Here is a 20,036-nt window from a genome sequence, read left to right as displayed (position 1 = left end):
CGCCGCCGGGTGATCACCGCACCGTGCCCGCGCGTCCCTACCGTTCGCCGGGCCCTTGTCCGGCACATCAGCAAGCGAAGGGTTTCGGTATGCAGGGTCGCAAGGCCAGGCTCCCCCTAGCGGTCGTCGCCGTCGGCGTCGTCACCGCTGCCACCCTCACCGTCGTCGCCACCTCCGACCACCTCCCGACCGCCTCGGCGGCCACGGCCACGTTCGCCCCGACGGCGGACACGTACGTGGACAGCACGGCCACCGGCACCAACCACGGCACCTCCGGCCAGCTCGGCGTGGACAACTCGCCGATCAAGCGGATGTTCCTCAAGTTCGTGGTGTCGAACGTCTCCGGCACGGTGACCAGCGCGAAGCTGCGCCTCCACACCGACAACGTGTCCGGGGCCGCGAGCCCCAACGGCGGCACGTTCCGGTCGATGACCAACACCACCTGGTCGGAGACCGGGGTGACCTACGCCAACCAGCCCGCCATCGACGGCGCCACCCTGGGCTCGCTCGGCTCGGTCGCCCAGAACGCCTGGTACGAGGTCGACGTGACCTCCTACGTCAACGGCAACGGGACCTTCAGCATCGGCGTCACGTCCGCCAGCAGCGACGGCGCGGACTACGACTCCCGCGAGTCCGGCTCGACCACCGCTCCGCAACTCGTGGTCACCACCGGCACCACCACGACCACCACCACCACGCCGCCCAGCGGTGACCCCGTGCTCGTGGGCGCGGGCGACATCTCGAACTCCGGTTCGGGTGACAGCGCCACCGCCGCGCTCCTGGACAACATCCCGGGCACGGTCTTCACCACCGGCGACAACGTCTACAACGACGGCACCGCCGCGGAGTTCGCGAACTACTACGACCCGACGTGGGGCCGCCACAAGGCGCGCACCCGCCCGTCGCCGGGCAACCACGACTACCACACCTCGGGCGCAGCGGGGTACTACAACTACTTCGGCGCCCAGGCCGGTCCGTCGGGCCAGGGCTACTACTCCTACGACCTGGGCAACTGGCACATCGTGTCGCTGAACTCCAACATCAGCATGTCCGCGGGTTCGGCCCAGGAAACCTGGCTGCGCAACGACCTGGCGAACAACACCAAGCCGTGCACGGCCGCCTACTGGCACCACCCGCTGTTCACCTCGGGCGCCAACCACGCCCCGTCCACGGCGACGCGCCCGCTGTTCCAGGCGCTGTACGACCACAACGCCGACGTGGTGATCTTCGGCCACAACCACCAGTACGAGCGGTTCGCGCCGCAGAACCCCAGCGGCGGGCTGGACACCGCGCGCGGCATCCGCACGTTCGTCGCGGGCATGGGCGGCGCCAGCCACTACGGGTTCGGCACGATCAAGCCGAACAGCGAGGCGCGCAACAGCGACACCTACGGCGTGTTGAAGCTGACCCTGCGCAGCAACAGCTTCGACTGGCAGTTCGTGCCGCAGTCGGGCAAGACCTACTCCGACAGCGGCACGCAGTCCTGCCACTAGTCGCACCCCGCCGCACCCGGTCACCCTCGGGCCGGGTGCGGCACCCCCTCGGGTTGGAGGCCTCGCCGTGTACCTGTCCACGATCGACCGCCCGAAGACCGCCGGCTGGAAGGGCTTGAGCGGCACCGTGTTCGCGCTGGGCGCGGTCAGCCTGGTCACCGACGTGTCCTCGGAGATGGTCACCGCCGTCCTGCCGCTCTACCTGGTCATCGGTCTCCAGCTCAGCCCCGCCGCGTACGGCGCGATCGACGGCCTCTACACCGGGGCGACGGTCCTGCTGCGCCTGGTCGGCGGCTACCTCGCCGACCGCACCACCAAGCGCAAGGCCGTGGCGGGCTTCGGGTACGGGCTGTCGGCCGTGGCCAAGCTCGGCCTGCTGTTCGCCGGCACGTCCCCCGCCCTGCTCGGCGCGGTGATCACCGCCGACCGCGCGGGCAAGGGGCTGCGGACCGCGCCCCGCGACGCGCTGATCACGTTGGCCACCCCGGAGAAGGACCTCGGGCGGGCGTTCGGGGTGCACCGCGCGATGGACGGGGTCGGCGCGTTCCTCGGCCCGCTGGTGGCGCTGGCGGTGCTCGCCGTGGCCGGCAACTCGTTCGACTCCGTGTTCGTCACCAGTTTCTGCGTCGCCGCGATGGGCGTGGTGGTGCTGGTGGTGTTCGTCCGCGACCACCGCTCCCCCGTGCCGTCCACGCCGGTCCGCCCGTCCGCGTTCGTGGACCTGTTGCGGGACAACAAGATCCGGCGTGTGGTGCTGGCGGCCGTGGTGCTGGGCCTGGCGACCATCGGCGACGGTTTCGTGTACCTGTTGCTGCAGAAGCGGGAGAACCTCGCCATCGGCTGGTTCCCGCTGCTGGCCGTCGGCACCAGCCTGGTCTACCTGCTGCTGGCCGCGCCGCTGGGCGCGCTGGCCGACCGCGTCGGCCGCCTGCCGGTCATGCTCGGCGGGTACGCCTGCCTGGCCGCCGCGTACCTGCTGCTGTTCGGCCCGCTCGGCGGGTGGCCGCTGGTCGTGACCGTCGTGGTGCTGTACGGCGTGTTCTACGCCGCCACGGACGGGGTGTTGATGGCGTTGGCCGGGCCGCTGCTGCCCGAACACCTGCGCACCACCGGCATCGCGCTCGTCCAGACCGGGCAGGCGCTTGCCTACCTGGGTTCGTCGGTGCTGTTCGGCCTGGCCTGGCACTACTGGGGCCCGGAGACCGCCACCCGTGCCGCCGCGATCGGCGTCGCCCTCACCCTGCTCACCACGTTGGGACTCCTCGGACGCCGCTCATGACCACCACCCGCACCCGCATCGCCGTGACCGCCGTCGCCGCCCTCGTGCTCGGTGGCGTCGCGGTCGGCTACACCGCCCTGTCCGCCGCGCCGTCCAGCACGGTGTCGTCGGGTCCCGTGACGGGCCCGAAGCTCCAGGTGTTGAGCAACGGCGCGCTGTCCACGGTGTCCCGCACCGACCCGGCCGGTCCGCGCGAGGTGACCGAGCAGCGCTGCGACCGCGCCTACGCCGCCGGCGGCACGATCTCGTGCCTGCGCCCGGCGGGCGCGTTGAAAGCGGGCGAGTTGGCGGTGCTCGACTCGTCGCTGAACGTCGTCCGCACGGTCCCGCTGACCGGGTTCCCCAACCGGACTCGCGTGTCGGCCAGCGGCCGGATGGTCGGCTGGACCCTGTTCGTGGACGGCCACTCCTACGCGGCCAACGGGTTCTCCACCAGCACGGGCATCCTGGACGTGAAGACCGGGACCCTGGTGCGAAACCTCGAAGAGTTCAGCGTGGACGGTGGAGCCGGGGCGGACCGCAACTTCTGGGGCGTCACCTTCACCTCCGACGACAACCGCTTCTACGCGACCATGTCCACCGGCGGCCACCGCTACCTGGTGGAGGGCGACTTCGCGCGCCGGACGGTGAAACCGTTGGCGGACAACGTGGAATGCCCGTCGCTGTCGCCCGACGGCACCCGGATCGCCTACAAGGCCGCGGTCAACGGCGATCCGCAGCAAGGGTGGCGGATCTCGGTGATGGACCTGGCGACCCGCACGATCACGCCGCTCGCCGAGACGCGATCGGTGGACGACCAACCGGCGTGGCTCGACGGGAACACCGTCGCGTACGGGATGCAGCGCGCCGACGGCGTGAACGACGTCTGGTCGGTGCCGACCGACGGGACCGGAACCCCCGCGGTGCTCGTCCCCGAGGCGAACTCCCCCGCGCCGCTCTAGCCGGTTGACCCGGGCGGCGGGTACCGCCACCGGCCGCCCGGGTGGGAAAATCGCAGGTGACAACGTTGTCACCCCTCCTCACCCTGCGGGAGGAACCACATGCGCCTGCACTCCGCAGCGGTCGCGTTCCTGACCATCGCGGCCCTCGCCGTGCCGCTGTCCGGCACCGCCACGGCGATCACCGATCCCGCCCAGCACGTGGACCCGTTCGTCGGCACCAGGCCCGGCGGCCCCGACTTCGGGCACGGCGGCGGCGCGGGCAACACGTTCCCGGGGGCCGTCGCGCCGTTCGGGATGCTCCAGTGGAGCCCGGACACGGTCACCCACCAGCACGGCGGCTACCACTACGACGACAACCGCATCCGGGGCTTCAGCCTCACCCACCTGTCCGGTCCCGGTTGCAGCGACTTCGGCAACGTGCCGTTCATGCCCGTCCTCGGCACGAGCCCGGTCGCGCACTCGACCTTCAGCCACACCAACGAACAAGCGAGCCCCGGCTACTACTCGGTCGCGTTCGACAACGGCATCCGCACCGAGCTGACCGCGAACCAGCGTTCGGGCATCGCCCGCTTCACCTACCCGGCCGGGCAACGCGCCTCCCTGTCCGTGGACGCCGCCCGAGCCTTCAACGCCGCGAGCGGCTCCGTCACCGTGGGCGCCGACACGCTGTCCGGGTACACCGACAGCGGCGGGTTCTGCGGCACGGGCAACCGCTACCGGCTGCACTTCCACGTCACGTTCGACCGCCCGTTCAGCACGGCCGGCGTGGTCCAGGGCGACACCGTGGACACCACGCGCCGCAGCGTCGAGGGCAGCAGCCGGGGCAGCGTGCCGCCCGCGCCCAAGACACCCGGCACCCAGCACGTCCCGCCACCGCCCGCCGCCACGCAGGACGTGCGGCCGTTCGCCGCCGCCGCGTTCGTGTCGTTCGACGCGACGACGGTGACCGCGCGCATCGGCATCTCGTTCGTCAGCCTCGACGGCGCGAAGGCCAACCTGGCCGCCGAGGCCGGCACGAAGACGTTCGACGAGGTCCGCACGCAGTCCCGGGCGGCGTGGAACGGCTGGTTGAGCCGCATCGACGTCACCGGCGGCACCACCACCCAGCTGCGCACCTTCTACACGGCGCTCTACCACTCCCTGTTGCACCCGAACGTGTTCAGCGACGTGGATCGCCGTTACACCGGGTTCGACGGCCAGGTCCACACCACGGCCACCACCCAGTACGCGAACTTCTCCGGCTGGGACGTCTACCGGTCGCAGACAGCCCTGATCGCCCTGCTCGCGCCCCAGGAGGCCGCCGACATCGCCCAGTCCGCGGTCAACCAGGCCGCGCAGGGCGGTTACTTCGACCGCTGGACCGTCGCCAACGGCGGCACGGGCGTGATGAACGGCGACCCGATGGCCGTCATCGTCGCCACCATCCACGCGTTCGGCGGCACCGGGTTCGACACCGCCCAAGCCCTCACCCGCATGGTCAACGGCGTCAACGACATCCGCCAACGCCCGGGGTGGTTGCAGTTCAACAATTACGGTTACGTCCCGACCGGTCTGCCGGACGTGTGGGGCTCGGCGGCCACCACCCTGGAGTACACCAGCGCCGACTTCGCCATCTCCCAGTTCGCCGCACGCCTGGGCGACGCCGCGACCGCCGAGAACTTCCTGCGCCGCGCCCAGAACTGGCGCAACATCTTCGAATCCGGCGCGAAGTACCTCAAACCCCGCAACACCGACCTCTCGTGGCCGCCGTTCAGCCCGACGCAGGAGAACGAGTACGTCGAGGGCAACGCCGTGCAGTACACGTGGATGGTGCCCTACAACCACCGTGGGCTGTTCGACGCCATGGGCGGCAACGCGAACGTCGTGTCCCGTTTGGACACGTTCTTCACCGAGCTGAACGCCGGACCCAAGAAGCCGTACGCGTACCTGGGCAACGAACCGACCCTCAACACCCCGTGGGCCTACGCCTACGCCGGTGCGCCCGCGAAGACGCAGGACGTGGTGCGCCGCGCGTTGACGTCGGTCTTCCGGCCGGCGCCGGAGGGCTTGGTGGGCAACGACGACCTCGGCCAGATGTCGTCGTGGGCGGTGTGGGCGGCGCTGGGCATGTACCCGCAGACGCCCGGTCGTGCCGAGCTGGTGCTGGCCAGCCCGCAGTTCCCGGCCGCCCGCATCACGCGGGGCAACGGCCGCACGATCACCATCAACGCTCCCGGCGCGTCCGACACCGCCAAATACGTGCAATCGCTGCGCGTGAACGGGGCGGCTTCGGCGCGGCCCTGGCTCCCCGCGTCCCTGGTCGCGGACGGCGGCACGGTCGACTTCACCCTGGGCGCCACGCCCACGTCGTGGGGCAGCGCCCCGGGCGACGCGCCGCCGTCCCACGACGTCGGCCCGTACCCGCCGCGCGCGGGTGCCATCACGGGGCTCGCGTCGAAGTGCGCCGACGCGGACCCGAGCATCGCGGGCAACGGCGCCCCGGTGCGCTTGTGGGACTGCAACGGCACGCCGGCGCAGCAGTGGACGCTGGCTTCCGACGGCACCGTCCGTGCTCTGGGCAGGTGCCTCGACGTCAGCGGCAGCGGGCGGGCGAACGGGACCAAGGTGCAGCTGTGGGAGTGCAACGCCACGGGCGCGCAGCAGTGGTGGCCCCGTGCGGGCGCTCTGGTGAACCCGCCGTCCGGCAAGTGCCTCGACGTGCCGAACAGCAACACCGCGAACGGCGTCCAGTTGCAGATCTACGACTGCAACGGCACCGGCGCGCAGCAGTGGCGCGTGCCCTGAGGTGTCAGGCGGTGAACCAGGGAGTGACCACGGCCCGCCCGTCCTCCCTGGTCAGCCGCAACCGGACGGTCCGGTGCGGCAGCTCGGGCACGGCGACCCACCCGTCCGGGCCGATCCCGACCCGCCGCCGCCCCACCGGCGTCTCCACCACGACCTCACCGGAGACCCCGCCGACCAGGGCCCGCAACCCGCCGCCCTCGGCCTGGACGTCGACCGACACGTCCCCGGTCTCGAAGGCCAGCAGGTGCACGTCGTCCTCGCCGGAGCGGACCAGCTGCGGGGCGTCCCACGAGTCGTGCACCAGCTCGGCGAGTTCCTCGTCCAGCCGCCGGGTCGACAGGGCGGCCCGCGCGGCTCGCTCCACCCAGTCGGGCACGGGGTCCACCCGGCCCGCGATCGACCGCAGGCGCTCGACCAGCTCGTCGTCGTCCATCACATCTCCTCGGCGAGCTTGCGCAGGCGGTCCAGGCACCGGCCGCGGGAGGGCCCGATGCTGCCGACCGCGATGTCCAACACGCGGGCGATCTCGGCGTAGGACGGCGGCGGGTCGGCCATCAGCAGGCGGATCAACCGCCGACACGCGTCCGGCAACCGGTCCACCGCCCGCCACAGGGCGGCGTCCCGCTCGGCGAGCAGCAGGCCGTCGTCCGGGGGAGGCGAGTCGTCGGCCACGTCCGGCGGCTCCTCGTCGGCCGCCCGGCGACGCTCGGCCCGGCGCAGCAGTTGCAGGCACTCCCGCCGAGCGGTGGTCGCCAACCAGGCCGCGAGCCGCTCGGGGTCGCTCACCGTGCCGAGCTTCTCGACCAGCTTGAGCCACGTGTTCTGCACGACGTCGGCACAATCTGCGGTCCCGAGCCGGAAGCCCCGGGCGACGGACCACAACAGGGGTGTGTACCGGGCCATCAACTCGTTCCACGCCGCTTGGTCGCCCCGAGCGGCAGCGGAGAGCAGCGATGCGTTGTCCTCACCCACGACGCAGGATTGTTCCGCAACCACACCCATGCCAACCAGATGCCTAACACGGACGAGGTGATGCGCGCACGGCGGCGAGCGACGCAGCGCGAGGGGCAGGCCGGTGCACGCTGGCGGCGGTGGCGAGGCGGTGCGGTGGGGGCGGCGCGGCGGTGGGGTGGCGCGGTGGGCGGCGGCGAGGCGGTGGGGTGGCGCGGTGAGGTGGCGCGGTGGGCGGCGGCGAGGCGGCGCGGTGAGGGCGGCGCGGCGGTGGGGTGGCGCGGTGAGGGCGGCGCGGCGGTGTGCGGCGCGGCGGCGGCCCGTGGCAGGGCAGGGCGGCGGGCGGTAGCGGATGGCGTGTGCAGTTTAGCGCAAAACCGCTCACCCGCCGAACAACCGCCGGCACCCTCAGACCTGAACCACCTCGACCCCCCGCTCGCGGAACCGCCGGACGTCCTCCTCGCGCGCGTCGGTGTCGGTCACCAGCACGTGCACCTGCGTGATCGGGCAGATCGACGCGAACGCCCGCGCCCCGATCTTCGACGAGTCCGCCACCACCACGACCTTGCGCGCCCGTTCCGCCAGCATCCGGTTGATGTCCGCCTCGCCCTCGTGGTGCGCCGAAGCGCCCGCGTCCGGGTCGATCGCGTCCACCCCGAGGAAAGTCACGTCCAGGCTCAGACCACTGAGGATCCGGCTCGCCAGCGGCGACATCAGCTCGTAGGACTGGGGCCGCGCCACCCCACCGGTGACCACCAGTTTCACCTGCGGGCGCACGGCCAGTTCGTTGGCGATGTTCAACGCGTTCGTCACGACGGTGATCACCCCGTCGCCCTCGGCCCCGCCCACGTCCGCGCTGGTCATCAACGCCCGCGCCACCTCGGTGGTCGTGGTGCCGCCGTTCATGCCGACCACCGCGCCGCGGTGCACCTGCTCCGCCGCCGCCCGCCCGATGCGCTGCTTCTCCCCCGCCCGCCGCACGGTCTTGTACCGCAACGGCAGGTCGTAGGCCACCGAGTGGGCGACCGCGCCGCCGCGGGTGCGCGTCAGGAGCTGCTGCTCGGCCAAGTGGTCGAGGTCGCGGCGGATCGTCGCGCCGGAGACCGCCAGTTCCTCGGCGATGTCGTCGACCTCGATCTTGCCGCGCTCGGCCAGCAGCTCCAGCAGCGCGTTCAACCGCTCATACCGATTCACGGGCTACCTCCTGTGCATGAACATTAATGCACATTACAGATGCGCAAAAGTGCATCCGCTGAACACGCCGTCACAGCGTCTCGACCCGGACCTCGTCGTGCAGCTTGCGCAACAACGGCACGTCCACGCTGCCCGCCACCGGCGCCGCCACGGCCGCCGCCGACCAGGCGACCGCCGCGCGCAACCGCATCGGCCACGACGACTGCTCCACCAGCCCGTTGGCCAGCGCCGCCACGGCCGCGTCGCCCGCGCCGGTCGGGTTGCCGCGCACCGGGAACGGCGGCACGGCCCGCCACCGGCCCTCGCCGGTCACCGCGACCAGCCCTTCCGGCCCCAGGGACAGCACCACCGCGCCGGCACCCAGCGCGCGCAGCCGTTCCGCGCCCGCCAAGGGGTCCGCGCTGTCCACGACCTCGCGCAACTCGGCCGCGTTCGGCTTGAGCACGTCGGCCCCGGCGGACGCGGCGGCCAGCAGCGCCGGGCCGCTGGTGTCCACCACGACCGGCACCCCCGCGTCCCGGGCCGCCGCCACGACCCGGGCGCAGGTGTCCTCGGGCGTGCCCAGCGGCAGGCTGCCGGAGCACACCAGCGCCGACGCCTCGGGCAGCCGCGCGCGGACCAGGTCGAGCAGCTTGTCCCACTCGCTGTCCAGCAGCGCCGCGCCGGCCTCGTTGAACAGGGTCGCGTCGTCGTCGTCCACCACGGCCACGGTCATCCGCGTCGGCGCGTCCACGACCAGCAGCGCGTGCGGCACCTCCGACACGACCAGGTCCGCGCGCAGCGACTCGCCGAGCACGCCGCCCACCGGCCCGACGGCCAGCGTCGCGATGCCCATCTCGTGCAGCACCCGGCTGACGTTGAACCCCTTGCCGCCGGCCCGTTCCCGCACCGACCGGACCCGGTGCGTCGTGCCCGGCGCCAGCCGCGCCACCCGGTAGCTGACGTCCAGCGCCGGGTTCGGGGTCACGGTGAGGATCACCGGACGCTCCCGGCGGGCACCGCGCCCAGCACGCCCAGCAGCCGCGCCACCTCGCCCGCCATGCGGTCGCGCGCCGGGCCCAGGTACTTGCGGGTGTCCACGAGCTTCGCGTCGCCGAGCCGGTCGCGGACCTCGTCGGTGAACACCTTGTTGAGGTGCGTGGAGATGTTCACCTTCGTGATGCCCGCCTCGACCGCGCGCCGCAGGCCTTCGTCGGACACGCCAGACGAGCCGTGCAACACCAGCGGGACGTCCACAGTGGACCGGATCGCGGCGATCAGGTCGTAGTCCAGGGCGGCGTCCCGGGTGGTCATCGCGTGCGAACTGCCGACCGCGACGGCCAACGCGTCCACACCGGTCGCCGCGACGTACTCCTTGGCCTCACCGGGGTCCGTGCGCACGCCGGGCGCGTGCACGCCGTCCTTGCCGCCGACCTCGCCCAATTCGGCCTCCACCCAGATGCCGCGAGCGTGGCAGAACCGCGCGACCTCCTTGGTCACCCGCACGTTCTCCTCGTAGGGCGCGGTCGAGGCGTCGAACATCACCGACCCGATGCGGTGCAACGACCCTTCGCGCACCAGCGGCACGGACTCGATGTGGTCCAGGTGCACCGCGACCGGCACCGACGACTCCGCCGCCACCGCCAGCGCCGCCTCCAGCAGCGGCGCGAGGGAACGGTGGTAGCGCACGCAGTTCTCGCTGATCTGGAGCAGCACGGCGGTGCCCGCCCGCTCGGCGCCGGCGACGATCGCCGACGCGTGTTCGAGCTGGATGACGTTGAACGCTCCCACCCCGTGGCCGCCGGCGACGGCGGCGGAGACGATGGCGGCGGTAGGCCTCAGCACAGTGCACTCCTCTTGGCCGCGAGCAGGGCCGCGCCACGACAGCCGGCCAGCCCGCCGAGTTCGGCCGCCACCAGGCGCGGCCGGCGTTGGAAGGTCAGGCGCTCGCGCAGCGCCTCGTCCAGGGGTCGCAGCAGCAGCGCGCCCGCCGCGGACAGCCCGCCGCCGACGACCACCACCTCCGGCGCGAGCACGCTCGCCGTCCACGCCAGCGCCCGCGCCAGCGCGTCCACCGCGTCCTCCCACACGCGCCGGGCGTCGGCGTCGCCCGCGCCGACCAGCCGCGCCACGTCCACGGCTTCGACGGCCCGGCCGGTGCGGGCGGTGTGGCGGCGGGCGATCGCGGACGCCGAGGCGATCGCCTCCAGGCAGCCCCGCCGGCCGCACGCGCACGGCTCGTCGTGGCCGACGTCCACGTGCCCGATCTCCCCGGCGTACCCGCCGGCGTCGTGCACCCGGCCACCCAGCACGAGCGCCGCCGCGATGCCGGTCCCGATCGGCAGGAACAGCGCGTCCCGCGCGCCGCGCCCGCCGCCGGCGGCCGACTCCGCCAGCCCGCCCGCGCGCACATCGTGCCCGAACGCGGTGGCGCGGCCGAGCCGGTCGGTCAGCAGGGCGGCGAACGGCACGTCCCGCCAGCCGAGGTTCTCCGACCACACCGCGACGCCGCGCGCCTCGTCCACGATCCCCGGGACGACCACGCCGATGTCCGCGTCCCCGGCCGGGTCCAGCTCGCCGACCAGCCCGGACACCACGTCGACCACCTGCCCGACGACGTCCGGACCGGGGCGCGGCGTCGGCGCCGAGGCGTGCGCGAGGACCCGGTCGCCGTCGACCAGCACGGCCTTGGTGACCGTCCCGCCCACGTCGACCCCGACCACCAGACCCACCGCGCACCGCCTGTTCATGATTGCGCTCAACTGCGCGCAATCATGCACTTTTGGTCAGATAATGCGCAAGGGGTGTGCACAGCGCCACGTGCTCACGCGGCGACGGGCCGCCCGAGGTTCACGCGGCGCAGCAACGGGTGCCCGGCCTGCCACAGGTGCTCGCCGGCGGCGGCGATCAGGGCCTCGGCACAGCGGTGCAGGTCGGCTGCCGTGTCAGGGGAAGCACCGGTCCAGACGTGGTCGAGGGAGTCCGCGACCTCGACCGCCGGCGACACGACGACCAGGTCACGCACCGCCCGCTGCACCAGCGGGTGGACGTGGACCCGGCCGTCCAGGTGGGTGACCAGGTTGAGGCGGTGCAGGGCGCGCAGGGCCGACAGGTCGCGTCGGTGCAACAAGACGTCTTCCGGGATGCCGTCGGGTGCAAGCAACGACACCGCTTCGAGCATCGCCGGAGCACCCGGCGACAGCGTCCGCGCCCGTTCGACGGACAACGCCACCGCCTCGGCGAAGGTCCCGTCGTGCTCGTCGCCCGGGGAGGTCGCCGGGAACAGGTCGGCCACCCGGTGGCGGCGGTCGGCCAGGCGCGCGAGGTAGGCGGGCACGTCCAGTCCGGAGTCGATGAGGAAGGCCGCCGCCTGGGCCGCCGCCAGCGGGTGGTGGCCCAAGGCGTCCGCGAGCGCCGCCAGGTGGGGGAGGTCGTGCCGGGGATCGACCGACAGCCGGTCCACCAGGTAATCGGCGGCCTCGCCGGGCGTGAACACGCCGACCGGGACGACGCGGACGTCCGGGCGCAGCAACGCGGCGTCCCGGCGGCGGGTGGTCACCAGGGTCCGGCCGGCGCCCTCGGGCCACAGCCCGGACAGCACGGTCGCATCGTCGAGGTCGTCCAGCACCAGCAGCCACGGGGTGCGCGTCGACCGCAGCCACCCCAGGAACCGGTCGGCCGCCGCGTCATCGCAGTCGCAGGCCTCCCCCAGCGCACGCCAGGCACGGGCGTAGCCGGCGAGCACCGAGGGACGGTCGGCGGCCGACACCCACACCAGCAACTCGCACTCGGCCCGGCGGAACGCGGCGGCGGCCAACTGCGACTTGCCGACCCCGACACCACCGGTCAGCACGACGCGACGGGACTCCGACAGCGCGGAATCGACCGCGGCGGCGAGCATCGGCCGAGTGCGCAACGCAGCCGCCGCACCGGGAGGACGCCCGACGACGACCCGCGCCGCCCCGGGAAGAACGCCCGCCGCCAACCTGCCCGGAGCCGAAGGCTTGCCCAGGTCCGCCGGCCCGCCCGGGTCTGCGGGCGGGGCCGGGTCCGCGGAAGCGCGCTTGGCCCGGGCGGCCCGCCACAGCTCGTGCAGGTGGGCCACCTGGCCCGAGCCGCCGGTGGCCAGCACCAGGGCCAGCACCGCGTCGAAGTCGCGCGGCACCGACCGGCCGCTGATCCACTCGCCGAGCCGCCGCGCGTCGACCGCCACCCGCCGGCCCGACGGCAGCGTCACCCCGCCCGCCCGCCCGCCGCGCCAAGGCCTCGTCGGTCAGGTGCGGCAGCCGGTCGCGCAAGCCCGCCACCGCCGCCGCGAACTCCGCCCGCGGATCCCCGGACCGCCTCCCACCTCCCATGACGGCGAGCGTAGGTCGGCCACCCGACGCCGTTCACGAGGAAGTTTCCGCCCTCCGGCGTCCACAACGCCGGCAACGCCCCGTCCGCCGCCACCTTCTTCCTGGGTGCCAACGCCGTCGGCACCGCCCAGGTGGGCGCGCTGCAACCGGGCGCGTCCGCCGCCGTCGCCTTCAACGCCGGACCGCGCGCCGAGGGGTCGTACGAGTACACGGCGAAGGTGGACGAGACCAGGAAGGCCGGCAGGCGGTTGACAGCGGTCGCGACCGGCTGCGAATCTTCCTCACGAGAGCGCTCTCACACCTCTCCTCCCTGCACTAGGAGCTGTCGTGAGACTGATCGCGCAAGGCAGCGCGGTGGTCCTGGCCGTCGCGCTGACCACCCTGCCCTCCCCCGCCTCGGCCACCGGTCGCACCGCCGCCGACCGCGTCGCCGACACCACCCTGGCCGCCGCCCTGCACCGCGACCTGGGCCTGTCCCCCACCGGGGCCGCGATCCGCCAGGACCGGGAATCCCGGTCCGTCCCGGTCGAGACCGCGCTGCGCACGCGCCTGGGCGACCGGTTCGGCGGGGCGTGGTTCGCCGACGGGCTCAAGGTCGGCGTGCTCGACGAGACCGGCGCGGCGGCCGTGCGCGCCGCCGGGGCGACCCCGGTCCGGGTCGCGCACACCGAGAAGTCCCTGGCCACGGCCAAGTCCCGGCTCGACGGGACGGCCGTGCCGGCGGACGTCCACGCCTGGTACGTGGACCCGGCCACGAACTCCGTCGTGGTGGAGGCCGCGTCCACCGCCGCCGCCGAGGGTTTCGCGCGGCAGGCCGGCGTCACCGCCCGCACGAAGGTCTCCGAAGCGCCGCGCCCGCTCTACGACCTGCGCGGCGGCGACCAGTACGTGATCAACGGCAACACGTTGTGCTCCGTGGGCTTCTCGGTGAACAACGGCGGTTTCGTCACGGCCGGGCACTGCGGCGGCGCCGGCAGCCCGACGCTGGGCTACAACAACGTCAGCCAGGGCACGTTCGCCGGCTCTTCGTTCCCCGACAACGACTACGCGTGGGTCCGCACCAACAGCAACTGGACCCCGCGCCCGTGGGTGAACAACTACGCGGGCGGCAACGTCACGGTCGCGGGCTCGCAGGAGGCGGGCGTCGGCGCGTCGGTGTGCCGGTCCGGCCGCACGACCGGGTGGCGCTGCGGCACCATCCAGGCGAAGAACGTCACCGTCAACTACTCCGGCCGCCTGGTGTACGGGCTGACCTCCACCACGGCGTGCGCGGAGGGCGGCGACTCCGGCGGCGCGTGGCTCGCGGGCAACCAGGCGCAGGGCGTCACCTCGGGCGGCTCGGGCAACTGCTCGACCGGCGGCACCACGTTGTTCCAGCCGCTCAACGAGATCCTGAGCGCCTACGGCCTGACGCTGACCACCACGGGCGGCACCAGCCGGATCATCGGCTGGCAGGACAAGTGCATCGACGTGCCGAACTCCAACGGCGTGGACGGCCAGCGGCTGCAACTGTGGGACTGCAACGGCACCGCCGCGCAGAACTGGACGTTCCCCGGTGACGGCACCGTCCGCGCGTTCGGCCTGTGCATGGACGTGGCGTGGGGGTCGCGGGACAACGGCGCGGCCATCCAGCTCGCCACGTGCAGCGGCAACCCGGCGCAGCAGTTCGTGCTCAGCGCGGCCGGCGACCTGGTGAACCCGCAGGCGAACAAGTGCGTGGACGTCACCGCGTGGGGCGGCACCGGGACCCCGTTGCAGCAGTGGGAGTGCACGGGCGGCGCGAACCAGAAGTGGCGTCGCGGCTGAGTCGTGCGCGACCAGGCCATGCGCGACCGGGTCGAGCGCGACTGGGCCATGCGCGACCGGGCCGTGCGCGACCGGGCCGTGCGCGGCTGGGTCGTGTGGTGCTGCGAGGGTTCAGGCGAGTCCTCGCAGCATCAGCCCCCAGTACAGCCAGGGCAGCACGCGCCGTTTGAAGATGGTGTAGTCGGTGCGTTCCCGCATGGTGTCCAGCAGCGGGATCGACGGGCGTGGTCGGCCGGTGTAGTCGAACTCGGCCAGCAGCAGGGTCCGGCGTCCGGTGGTGATGGGGCAGGACGCGTACCCGTCGTAGGAGGCGGGCAGGTCGTGGCCGGCCAGGGACGCCAGCAGGTTGGCCACCACCACGGGCACCTGCTTGCGCACCGCCGCGCCGGTCTTGGAGTTCGGCGTCGAGCCGGCGTCCCCGAGCGCGAAGACGTCCGGGAAGTCCCTGTGCCGCAGCGTGTTCTTGTCCACCTCGACGTAACCGGACGGCCCGGCCAGCGGTGAGGACTTGATCCAGTCGGGCGCGCTCTGCGGCGGCACCAGGTGGGCGAACGAGTACGGCAGCGTGGTCATCCCGTCCGACCCGCGCACCACGACCTCCCGGCCGGACCGCACCGCCACGACCTCGCTCTCCAGGTGCACGTGGATGCCGTACCGCCGCGCGACCCCTTCCAGCACGGCCGAGTACTCCGGCACGCCGAACATCGCGGGCGTCGGCAGGACCAGGTGCACCTCGATGTTGTTCAGCACCCCCTGCTCGCGCCAGTGGTCGGCGGCCAGGTAGGCGATCTTCTGCGGCGCGCCACCGCACTTGATGGGGCCGGACGGCATCGAGAACACCGCCGTCCCCGACCTGGTGCGCTGGATGAACTCCCAGGTCAGCGGCGCGTAGGCGGCGGAGTAGTTGCTGGACGCGCCGTCGCGGCCGAGCGCTTCCACCAGGCCGTCGAGCCGGTGCCAGTCGAGCTGGATGCCCGGGCACACGACCAGCCGGTGGTAGCGCACCGACGTGCCGTCGTCCAGGTCCACCCGCCGGTCGAACGGGTCGACGCCGACGGCCGCCGTCCGCAGCCACCGCACGCCGCGCGGCACGACCTTCGCCATCGGCCGCCCGGAGGCGGCGGAGGGGGCGCGCCCGCCGCCGACCAGCGTCCACAGGGGTTGGTAGTGGTGCACGTCCGACGGTTCGACGAGGACGACGTCCCGTCCGTTGCGTCGTAATCGGGCGGCCGTGGAGATCCCGGCCGCGCCGCCGCCGATGATCACGATCTCGTGGCGCATGGCACTCCCAAAATGTCCGTACAATAACGCTAGCGGGTGAGCCGGGAGGGCTTCAAGGGAGACTTCCGGCATGACGTCGCGCACGCTGGACCGGTCCGCCACCACGCCGCTGTGGCGGCAGCTCCAGGACGACCTCGTGACCCGGCTGCGGGCGGGCGAGTTCCACGCCGGGTTCCCGGGCGAACTGGCCCTCATGGAGGACTACGGCGTCAGCCGGCACACCGTGCGCCAGGCGTTGCAGCGGCTGCGCGCCGAGGGGTTGGTGGTCGCCGAACGCGGACGCCAGCCGCGGGTGAGCCCGGCCGCCGCCGTGGAGCAGCCGTTGGACACCCTCTACAGCCTGTTCGCGTCGGTGGAGGCGGCGGGCATGGAGCAGCGCAGCGTCGTGCGGGTGCTCGACGTGCGCGCCGACGGCGTCGTCGCCGACCGCCTCGACCTCGAAGGATCGACCCCGCTGGTGCACCTGGAGCGGCTGCGGCTGGCCGACGGGGAGCCGTTCGCGATCGACCGGGTGTGGCTGCCCGCCGACCTGGCGCAGCCGCTGCTGACCGCCGACTTCACGCACACGAGCCTGTACGCGGTGCTGGCCGAGCGGACCGGCGTCCGGCTGGACGGGAGCCGGGAGACGATCAAGGCCGTGGTGCCGACCGACGCCGAACGCGCGCTGCTGGGGTGCGGCCGGGACGTGGCGTGCCTGTCGATCCACCGGCAGGGGTCCTCCGGCGGGCGGCCGGTGGAGTGGCGGCACACGATGGTGCGCGGGGACCGGTTCGCGGTGACCTCGGAGTTCCCGGCGGTGGGCGCGCGACCGACGAGGTCTGTGACACACCGCTGACGCTCCGCGCGGCGGTCCGTCATAATGTACGTACATATGACGGAGGTGCACGTGATGGAGATCGAGACGATCGGCACCGCCTCGCTGGGCGACCGGAGCTACCTGGTGCACGACGGCGAGGTGGCGCTGGTCGTGGACCCGCAGCGCGACCTGGACCGCGTGGAGGAGGTGGCGGGCCGGTTGGGCGTGCGGATCACGCACGTCGCCGAGACCCACGTGCACAACGACTACGTCACCGGCGGCCTGGCCCTGGCCCGGCGGCACGACGCGCACTACCTGGTCGCCGCCGCCGAGGAGGTCGCCTACGAGCGCCACCCGGTGCGGCCCGGCGACGCGCTGCCGGTCGGCGCTCTGGCCGTGACGGCCGTCGCGACCCCCGGCCACACCCCGCACCACCTGGCGTACGTGGTGTCGGCGGACGGCCGGCAGGCGGTGTTCTCCGGCGGCAGCCTGCTGTTCGGCTCGGTCGGCCGCACGGACCTGGTGTCCCCCGACCGGACCCTCGACCTGACCCACGCCCAGTACCACTCGGCCCGCGCCCTGGCCGCGGGCGTCGCGGAGTCGGCGACCCTGCACCCGACGCACGGTTTCGGGAGCTTCTGCTCGTCCGGGCCGGCGAGCGGGGCGCGGGCGTCCACGATCGGTGAGCAGCTGCGCACCAACCACGCGTTGACCGACCCGGACGAGCAGCACTTCGTGACGACGCTGATGGCGGGCCTGACGGCGTACCCGTCGTATTACTCGCACATGGCCCCGCTCAACCGCCTGGGCCCGACCGCGGCCGACGTGACCGTGCCCGAGCCGTTGTCGGCGACGGAGGTGCTGGCCCGGCTGGACGCCGGCCAGTGGGTGGTGGACCTGCGCAACCGGGTGGCGTTCGCGGCCGGTCACGTGCGCGGGGCCGTGAGCTTCGAGTACGGGACGAGCTTCGCGACGTACCTCGGGTGGGTCGTGCCGTGGGGCGAGCCGGTGACGTTGCTGGGGTCGGAGCGGGACGTGTCGGCGGCGATCCGGGACTTGTCGAGGATCGGCATCGACCGGCCGTCGGCGTCGTTCGACCTGTCCATCGGCGAGCAGGTCTCGTACCCGATGCGGGGTTGGGACGCCCTGGCGTCCGCCACTTCCCCGGTGGTTCTCGACGTGCGCCGCCCGGAGGAGTTCGCCGACCGCCACATCGTCGGCGCCGTCAACATCCCCCTGCACGAGCTGATGGGCCGCTTGGACGAGGTGCCGCCCGGCACGGTGTGGGTGCACTGCGCGTCGGGCTACCGGGCGGGGGTGGCGGCGAGCCTGTTGCAGCGGGCCGGGCGCGAGGTGGTGCACCTCAACGCCGACTGGTCCCGGGTGCACGGCGTGCCGACAACATGACCGCTTTCTGCCTGGCTCTGCTCGCCGGCGCCGTGGTGGGTCTGTCGTTGGGCGCGTTGGGTGCCGGCGGCAGCGTGCTGACCGTCCCGGCGTTGATCTACTTCCTGGACTTCACCCCGGAACACGCCACCACGGCCGCCCTCCTGATCGTCCTGACGACGTCCCTGTTGGCTCTGTTCACGCACGCGAGGGCCGGCGCGGTCCGTTGGCGCTTGGGCTTGCTGTTCGCGGCGGCCGGCGTGGTCCCGGCGGCCCTGGCCGGCGCTTACCACTCGATGGTCCCGCCGGCCGTCCTGACCGGGGCTTTCGCGGCCGTGGCGGCGGCTGCGGCCCTGACCATGCTGCGCGGCCCCGCTCCGGCCGAACGGGTCCGTCCGGTGCGGGCGGCGGGCGTCGGGGCCGGGCTGGGCGCCTTGACGGGGTTCCTGGGCGTGGGCGGCGGGTTCCTCACGGTGCCGGCGCTGGTGGGTGCCCTGGCCGTCCCGATGACGACGGCGGTGGGCACGAGCTTGTTGGTGATCAGCGTCAACGCCGGCACGGCTTTCGCGGTGCGGCTCGGGACGGTGGCAGCGTTGAACTGGGCTCTGATCGGGCCTTTCGCCGCCACGGCGTTGCTGGGCGCGTGGGATGGCAAGCGTTTGGCGGCCAAGCTGAACCCGGTCGCCCTGCGCAGGCTGTTCGCCGTGGTCTTGCTGGCGGTGGCAGCCCTGATGCTCACCGACGCCCTGTTCCTGTGACGCACCGCGGAACGGCCCTCGGCGGGTGTCACCGAGGGCCGTTCCCCGACCTGCGGAGGGTCAGATCTTGCCGGTGCCGGCGCCGGCCGTGACGATGGACTTCACGTTGCCCGCCGGGTCGAGCGTGTAGCCGTACGGGATCGACTTGACGCTGCCGCCCTGGTCACCCGAGCCCGAGTTGACGAAGTGGTTGTTGCGCGCCACCAGGTTCGCGGCCGGCGAGTCGCCCTCGCCGCGGTGGAACGGGTCCCGCGTGTTCTCGAAGAAGTTGCCCTCCACGAGAACGCCCGCCTCCATCGTGGACGCCACCCCGTAGTCGGTCACGCCACCGTAGTAGTTGTTGTAGACGTGCACCGGGTTGCCGAAGCGCACCCGCGGGTGGCGCTGCTGCGTCCCGTCGAACCAGTTGTGGTGGTAGCTCACGCGCAGCTTGCCGCGGTCCTCGCCGCCGTTGCCGTCGTCGTGGCCCAGCAGCATGGTCTTGTTGTGGCTGGAGAACTTGTTCCACGACACGGTCACGTAGTCGGACGCGCGCTTGACGTCCACGGCGCCGTCGTACCCGCTGGAGAAGCTGTTGTGGTCCACCCAGACGCGGCTGGAGTACTGGACGTTGATCGCGTCGTCCTTCCACCCCCGGAAGTTCAGGTTGCGGACGATCACGTTGGACGCGTTGGAGATGTTCAGGCCGTGCCCGGCGATGGTGGCGGTCGAGCCGACGCCGATGATCGTCTTGTTCGACGTCACCTTCGCCATGCTCGACAGCGTGATCGTGCCGGACACGCGGATCACGGCCGCGCTCGACGACTGGACCGCCGAGACGAACGCCGAGGTGGTCGAGACGGTCACCGGGGTGGCGCTGCCGCCACCCGTGGTGCCACCGCCCTGCGTCGCCCACCCCTCCAGGTTGAACGAAGCGGCCTGCGCCGGTGCGACGACGGCCACCGAAGCCGCGGCCACCGCCACGGCCGCGACCAGCGCACGGGAAATCGTGCGAGACATCGGGTTTCCTCCATACGACTGTGGATGACAG

17 protein-coding genes and 1 pseudogene are annotated in these 20,036 nt (G+C 72.8%); 9 read left to right on the top strand and 9 right to left on the bottom strand.

What is annotated here, in order from left to right:
• Nucleotides 1-89: 89 nt before the first annotated feature.
• From ABD126_RS00850 to ABD126_RS00835, 4 genes are all read left to right on the top strand, one after another.
• Complete coding sequence (locus ABD126_RS00850; RefSeq protein ID WP_343931596.1) at nt 90-1,493, top strand: CBM96 family carbohydrate-binding protein; 1,404 nt, start codon at nt 90-92, stop codon at nt 1,491-1,493.
• Nucleotides 1,494-1,560: 67 nt separating this feature from the next.
• Nucleotides 1,561-2,772, top strand: a complete 1,212-nt coding sequence (locus tag ABD126_RS00845; RefSeq protein WP_343931595.1) for an MFS transporter — start codon at nt 1,561-1,563, stop codon at nt 2,770-2,772.
• On the top strand, nt 2,769-3,713 hold the full coding sequence (locus tag ABD126_RS00840; RefSeq protein ID WP_343931594.1) for a TolB family protein: 945 nt from the start codon (nt 2,769-2,771) through the stop codon (nt 3,711-3,713). The genes ABD126_RS00845 and ABD126_RS00840 overlap by 4 nt, the downstream gene beginning before the upstream one ends.
• Before the next feature lie 99 nt (nt 3,714-3,812).
• Entirely contained in the window at nt 3,813-6,497 is a 2,685-nt protein-coding gene (locus ABD126_RS00835; protein ID WP_343931593.1) for a lectin, read from the top strand.
• 4 nt (nt 6,498-6,501) lie between these two features.
• On the opposite strand, the gene ABD126_RS00830 is transcribed toward ABD126_RS00835, so the two are convergent.
• The 7 genes from ABD126_RS00830 to ABD126_RS00800 form a co-directional block, all read right to left on the bottom strand.
• On the bottom strand, nt 6,502-6,930 hold the full coding sequence (locus ABD126_RS00830) for a hypothetical protein (protein ID WP_343931592.1): 429 nt from the start codon (nt 6,928-6,930) through the stop codon (nt 6,502-6,504).
• Nucleotides 6,930-7,469, bottom strand: a complete 540-nt coding sequence (locus ABD126_RS00825) for an RNA polymerase sigma factor (RefSeq protein WP_343931591.1) — start codon at nt 7,467-7,469, stop codon at nt 6,930-6,932. Before ABD126_RS00825 ends, ABD126_RS00830 begins: the two co-directional genes overlap by 1 nt.
• Nucleotides 7,470-7,856: 387 nt before the next feature.
• Nucleotides 7,857-8,642, bottom strand: a complete 786-nt coding sequence (locus ABD126_RS00820) for a DeoR/GlpR family DNA-binding transcription regulator (RefSeq protein WP_343931590.1) — start codon at nt 8,640-8,642, stop codon at nt 7,857-7,859.
• A 70-nt stretch (nt 8,643-8,712) separates the two neighbouring features.
• On the bottom strand, nt 8,713-9,621 hold the full coding sequence (locus tag ABD126_RS00815) for a 1-phosphofructokinase family hexose kinase (protein ID WP_343931589.1): 909 nt from the start codon (nt 9,619-9,621) through the stop codon (nt 8,713-8,715).
• Nucleotides 9,618-10,466, bottom strand: coding sequence for a class II fructose-bisphosphate aldolase (locus ABD126_RS00810; protein WP_343931588.1), 849 nt, complete (start codon nt 10,464-10,466; stop codon nt 9,618-9,620). Before ABD126_RS00810 ends, ABD126_RS00815 begins: the two co-directional genes overlap by 4 nt.
• Complete coding sequence (locus tag ABD126_RS00805; protein ID WP_343931587.1) at nt 10,460-11,371, bottom strand: ROK family protein; 912 nt, start codon at nt 11,369-11,371, stop codon at nt 10,460-10,462. The genes ABD126_RS00810 and ABD126_RS00805 overlap by 7 nt, the downstream gene beginning before the upstream one ends.
• A gap of 74 nt (nt 11,372-11,445) precedes the next feature.
• Nucleotides 11,446-12,858 (bottom strand): hypothetical protein, encoded by a 1,413-nt coding sequence (locus tag ABD126_RS00800; protein ID WP_343931585.1) that lies wholly within the window; start codon nt 12,856-12,858, stop codon nt 11,446-11,448.
• Between the two features lie 192 nt (nt 12,859-13,050).
• On the opposite strand from ABD126_RS00800, the pseudogene ABD126_RS38750 reads away from it, so the two are divergent.
• Nucleotides 13,051-13,197, top strand: a pseudogene (locus ABD126_RS38750) (CARDB domain-containing protein); the annotation flags it as partial.
• Between the two features lie 109 nt (nt 13,198-13,306).
• A complete protein-coding gene (locus ABD126_RS00795; protein ID WP_343931584.1) occupies nt 13,307-14,785 on the top strand; it encodes a ricin-type beta-trefoil lectin domain protein in 1,479 nt (492 codons plus the stop codon).
• Between the two features lie 111 nt (nt 14,786-14,896).
• Here ABD126_RS00795 and ABD126_RS00790 read toward each other — a convergent pair whose 3' ends face one another.
• Nucleotides 14,897-16,066 carry an NAD(P)/FAD-dependent oxidoreductase gene (locus tag ABD126_RS00790; RefSeq protein ID WP_343931583.1) on the bottom strand — a complete coding sequence of 390 codons (1,170 nt, stop codon included), beginning with the start codon at nt 16,064-16,066 and terminating at the stop codon, nt 14,897-14,899.
• A gap of 70 nt (nt 16,067-16,136) precedes the next feature.
• Here ABD126_RS00790 and ABD126_RS00785 point away from each other — a divergent pair, with 70 nt between their 5' ends.
• The 3 genes from ABD126_RS00785 to ABD126_RS00775 are packed head-to-tail and all read left to right on the top strand — an operon-like array spanning nt 16,137 to nt 19,006.
• On the top strand, nt 16,137-16,901 hold the full coding sequence (locus ABD126_RS00785) for a GntR family transcriptional regulator (protein WP_343931582.1): 765 nt from the start codon (nt 16,137-16,139) through the stop codon (nt 16,899-16,901).
• A 54-nt stretch (nt 16,902-16,955) separates the two neighbouring features.
• Complete coding sequence (locus ABD126_RS00780) at nt 16,956-18,269, top strand: MBL fold metallo-hydrolase (protein ID WP_343932172.1); 1,314 nt, start codon at nt 16,956-16,958, stop codon at nt 18,267-18,269.
• Entirely contained in the window at nt 18,266-19,006 is a 741-nt protein-coding gene (locus ABD126_RS00775; protein WP_343931581.1) for a sulfite exporter TauE/SafE family protein, read from the top strand. The genes ABD126_RS00780 and ABD126_RS00775 overlap by 4 nt, the downstream gene beginning before the upstream one ends.
• 60 nt (nt 19,007-19,066) lie before the next feature.
• Here ABD126_RS00775 and ABD126_RS00770 read toward each other — a convergent pair whose 3' ends face one another.
• A complete protein-coding gene (locus ABD126_RS00770; RefSeq protein ID WP_343931580.1) occupies nt 19,067-20,005 on the bottom strand; it encodes a pectate lyase family protein in 939 nt (312 codons plus the stop codon).
• Nucleotides 20,006-20,036: the final 31 nt, after the last annotated feature.

It is taken from the genome of Saccharothrix mutabilis subsp. mutabilis, assembly GCF_039521145.1.
Classification (GTDB): domain Bacteria; phylum Actinomycetota; class Actinomycetes; order Mycobacteriales; family Pseudonocardiaceae; genus Actinosynnema; species Actinosynnema mutabilis.
The sequence above is the reverse complement of the archived record's forward strand: the minus strand, read 5'-3'. Positions and strand labels throughout refer to the sequence as shown.

Coding starts and splice junctions, on each gene's coding strand:
- ABD126_RS00850 (WP_343931596.1), top strand. CDS start 90: ATGCAGGGTCGCAAGGCCAGGCTCCCCCTAGCGGTCGTCGCCGTCGGC.
- ABD126_RS00775 (WP_343931581.1), top strand. CDS start 18,266: ATGACCGCTTTCTGCCTGGCTCTGCTCGCCGGCGCCGTGGTGGGTCTG.
- ABD126_RS00780 (WP_343932172.1), top strand. CDS start 16,956: ATGGAGATCGAGACGATCGGCACCGCCTCGCTGGGCGACCGGAGCTAC.
- ABD126_RS00785 (WP_343931582.1), top strand. CDS start 16,137: ATGACGTCGCGCACGCTGGACCGGTCCGCCACCACGCCGCTGTGGCGG.
- ABD126_RS00840 (WP_343931594.1), top strand. CDS start 2,769: ATGACCACCACCCGCACCCGCATCGCCGTGACCGCCGTCGCCGCCCTC.
- ABD126_RS00790 (WP_343931583.1), bottom strand. CDS start 16,066: ATGCGCCACGAGATCGTGATCATCGGCGGCGGCGCGGCCGGGATCTCC.
- ABD126_RS00835 (WP_343931593.1), top strand. CDS start 3,813: ATGCGCCTGCACTCCGCAGCGGTCGCGTTCCTGACCATCGCGGCCCTC.
- ABD126_RS00830 (WP_343931592.1), bottom strand. CDS start 6,930: ATGGACGACGACGAGCTGGTCGAGCGCCTGCGGTCGATCGCGGGCCGG.
- ABD126_RS00805 (WP_343931587.1), bottom strand. CDS start 11,371: ATGAACAGGCGGTGCGCGGTGGGTCTGGTGGTCGGGGTCGACGTGGGC.
- ABD126_RS00770 (WP_343931580.1), bottom strand. CDS start 20,005: ATGTCTCGCACGATTTCCCGTGCGCTGGTCGCGGCCGTGGCGGTGGCC.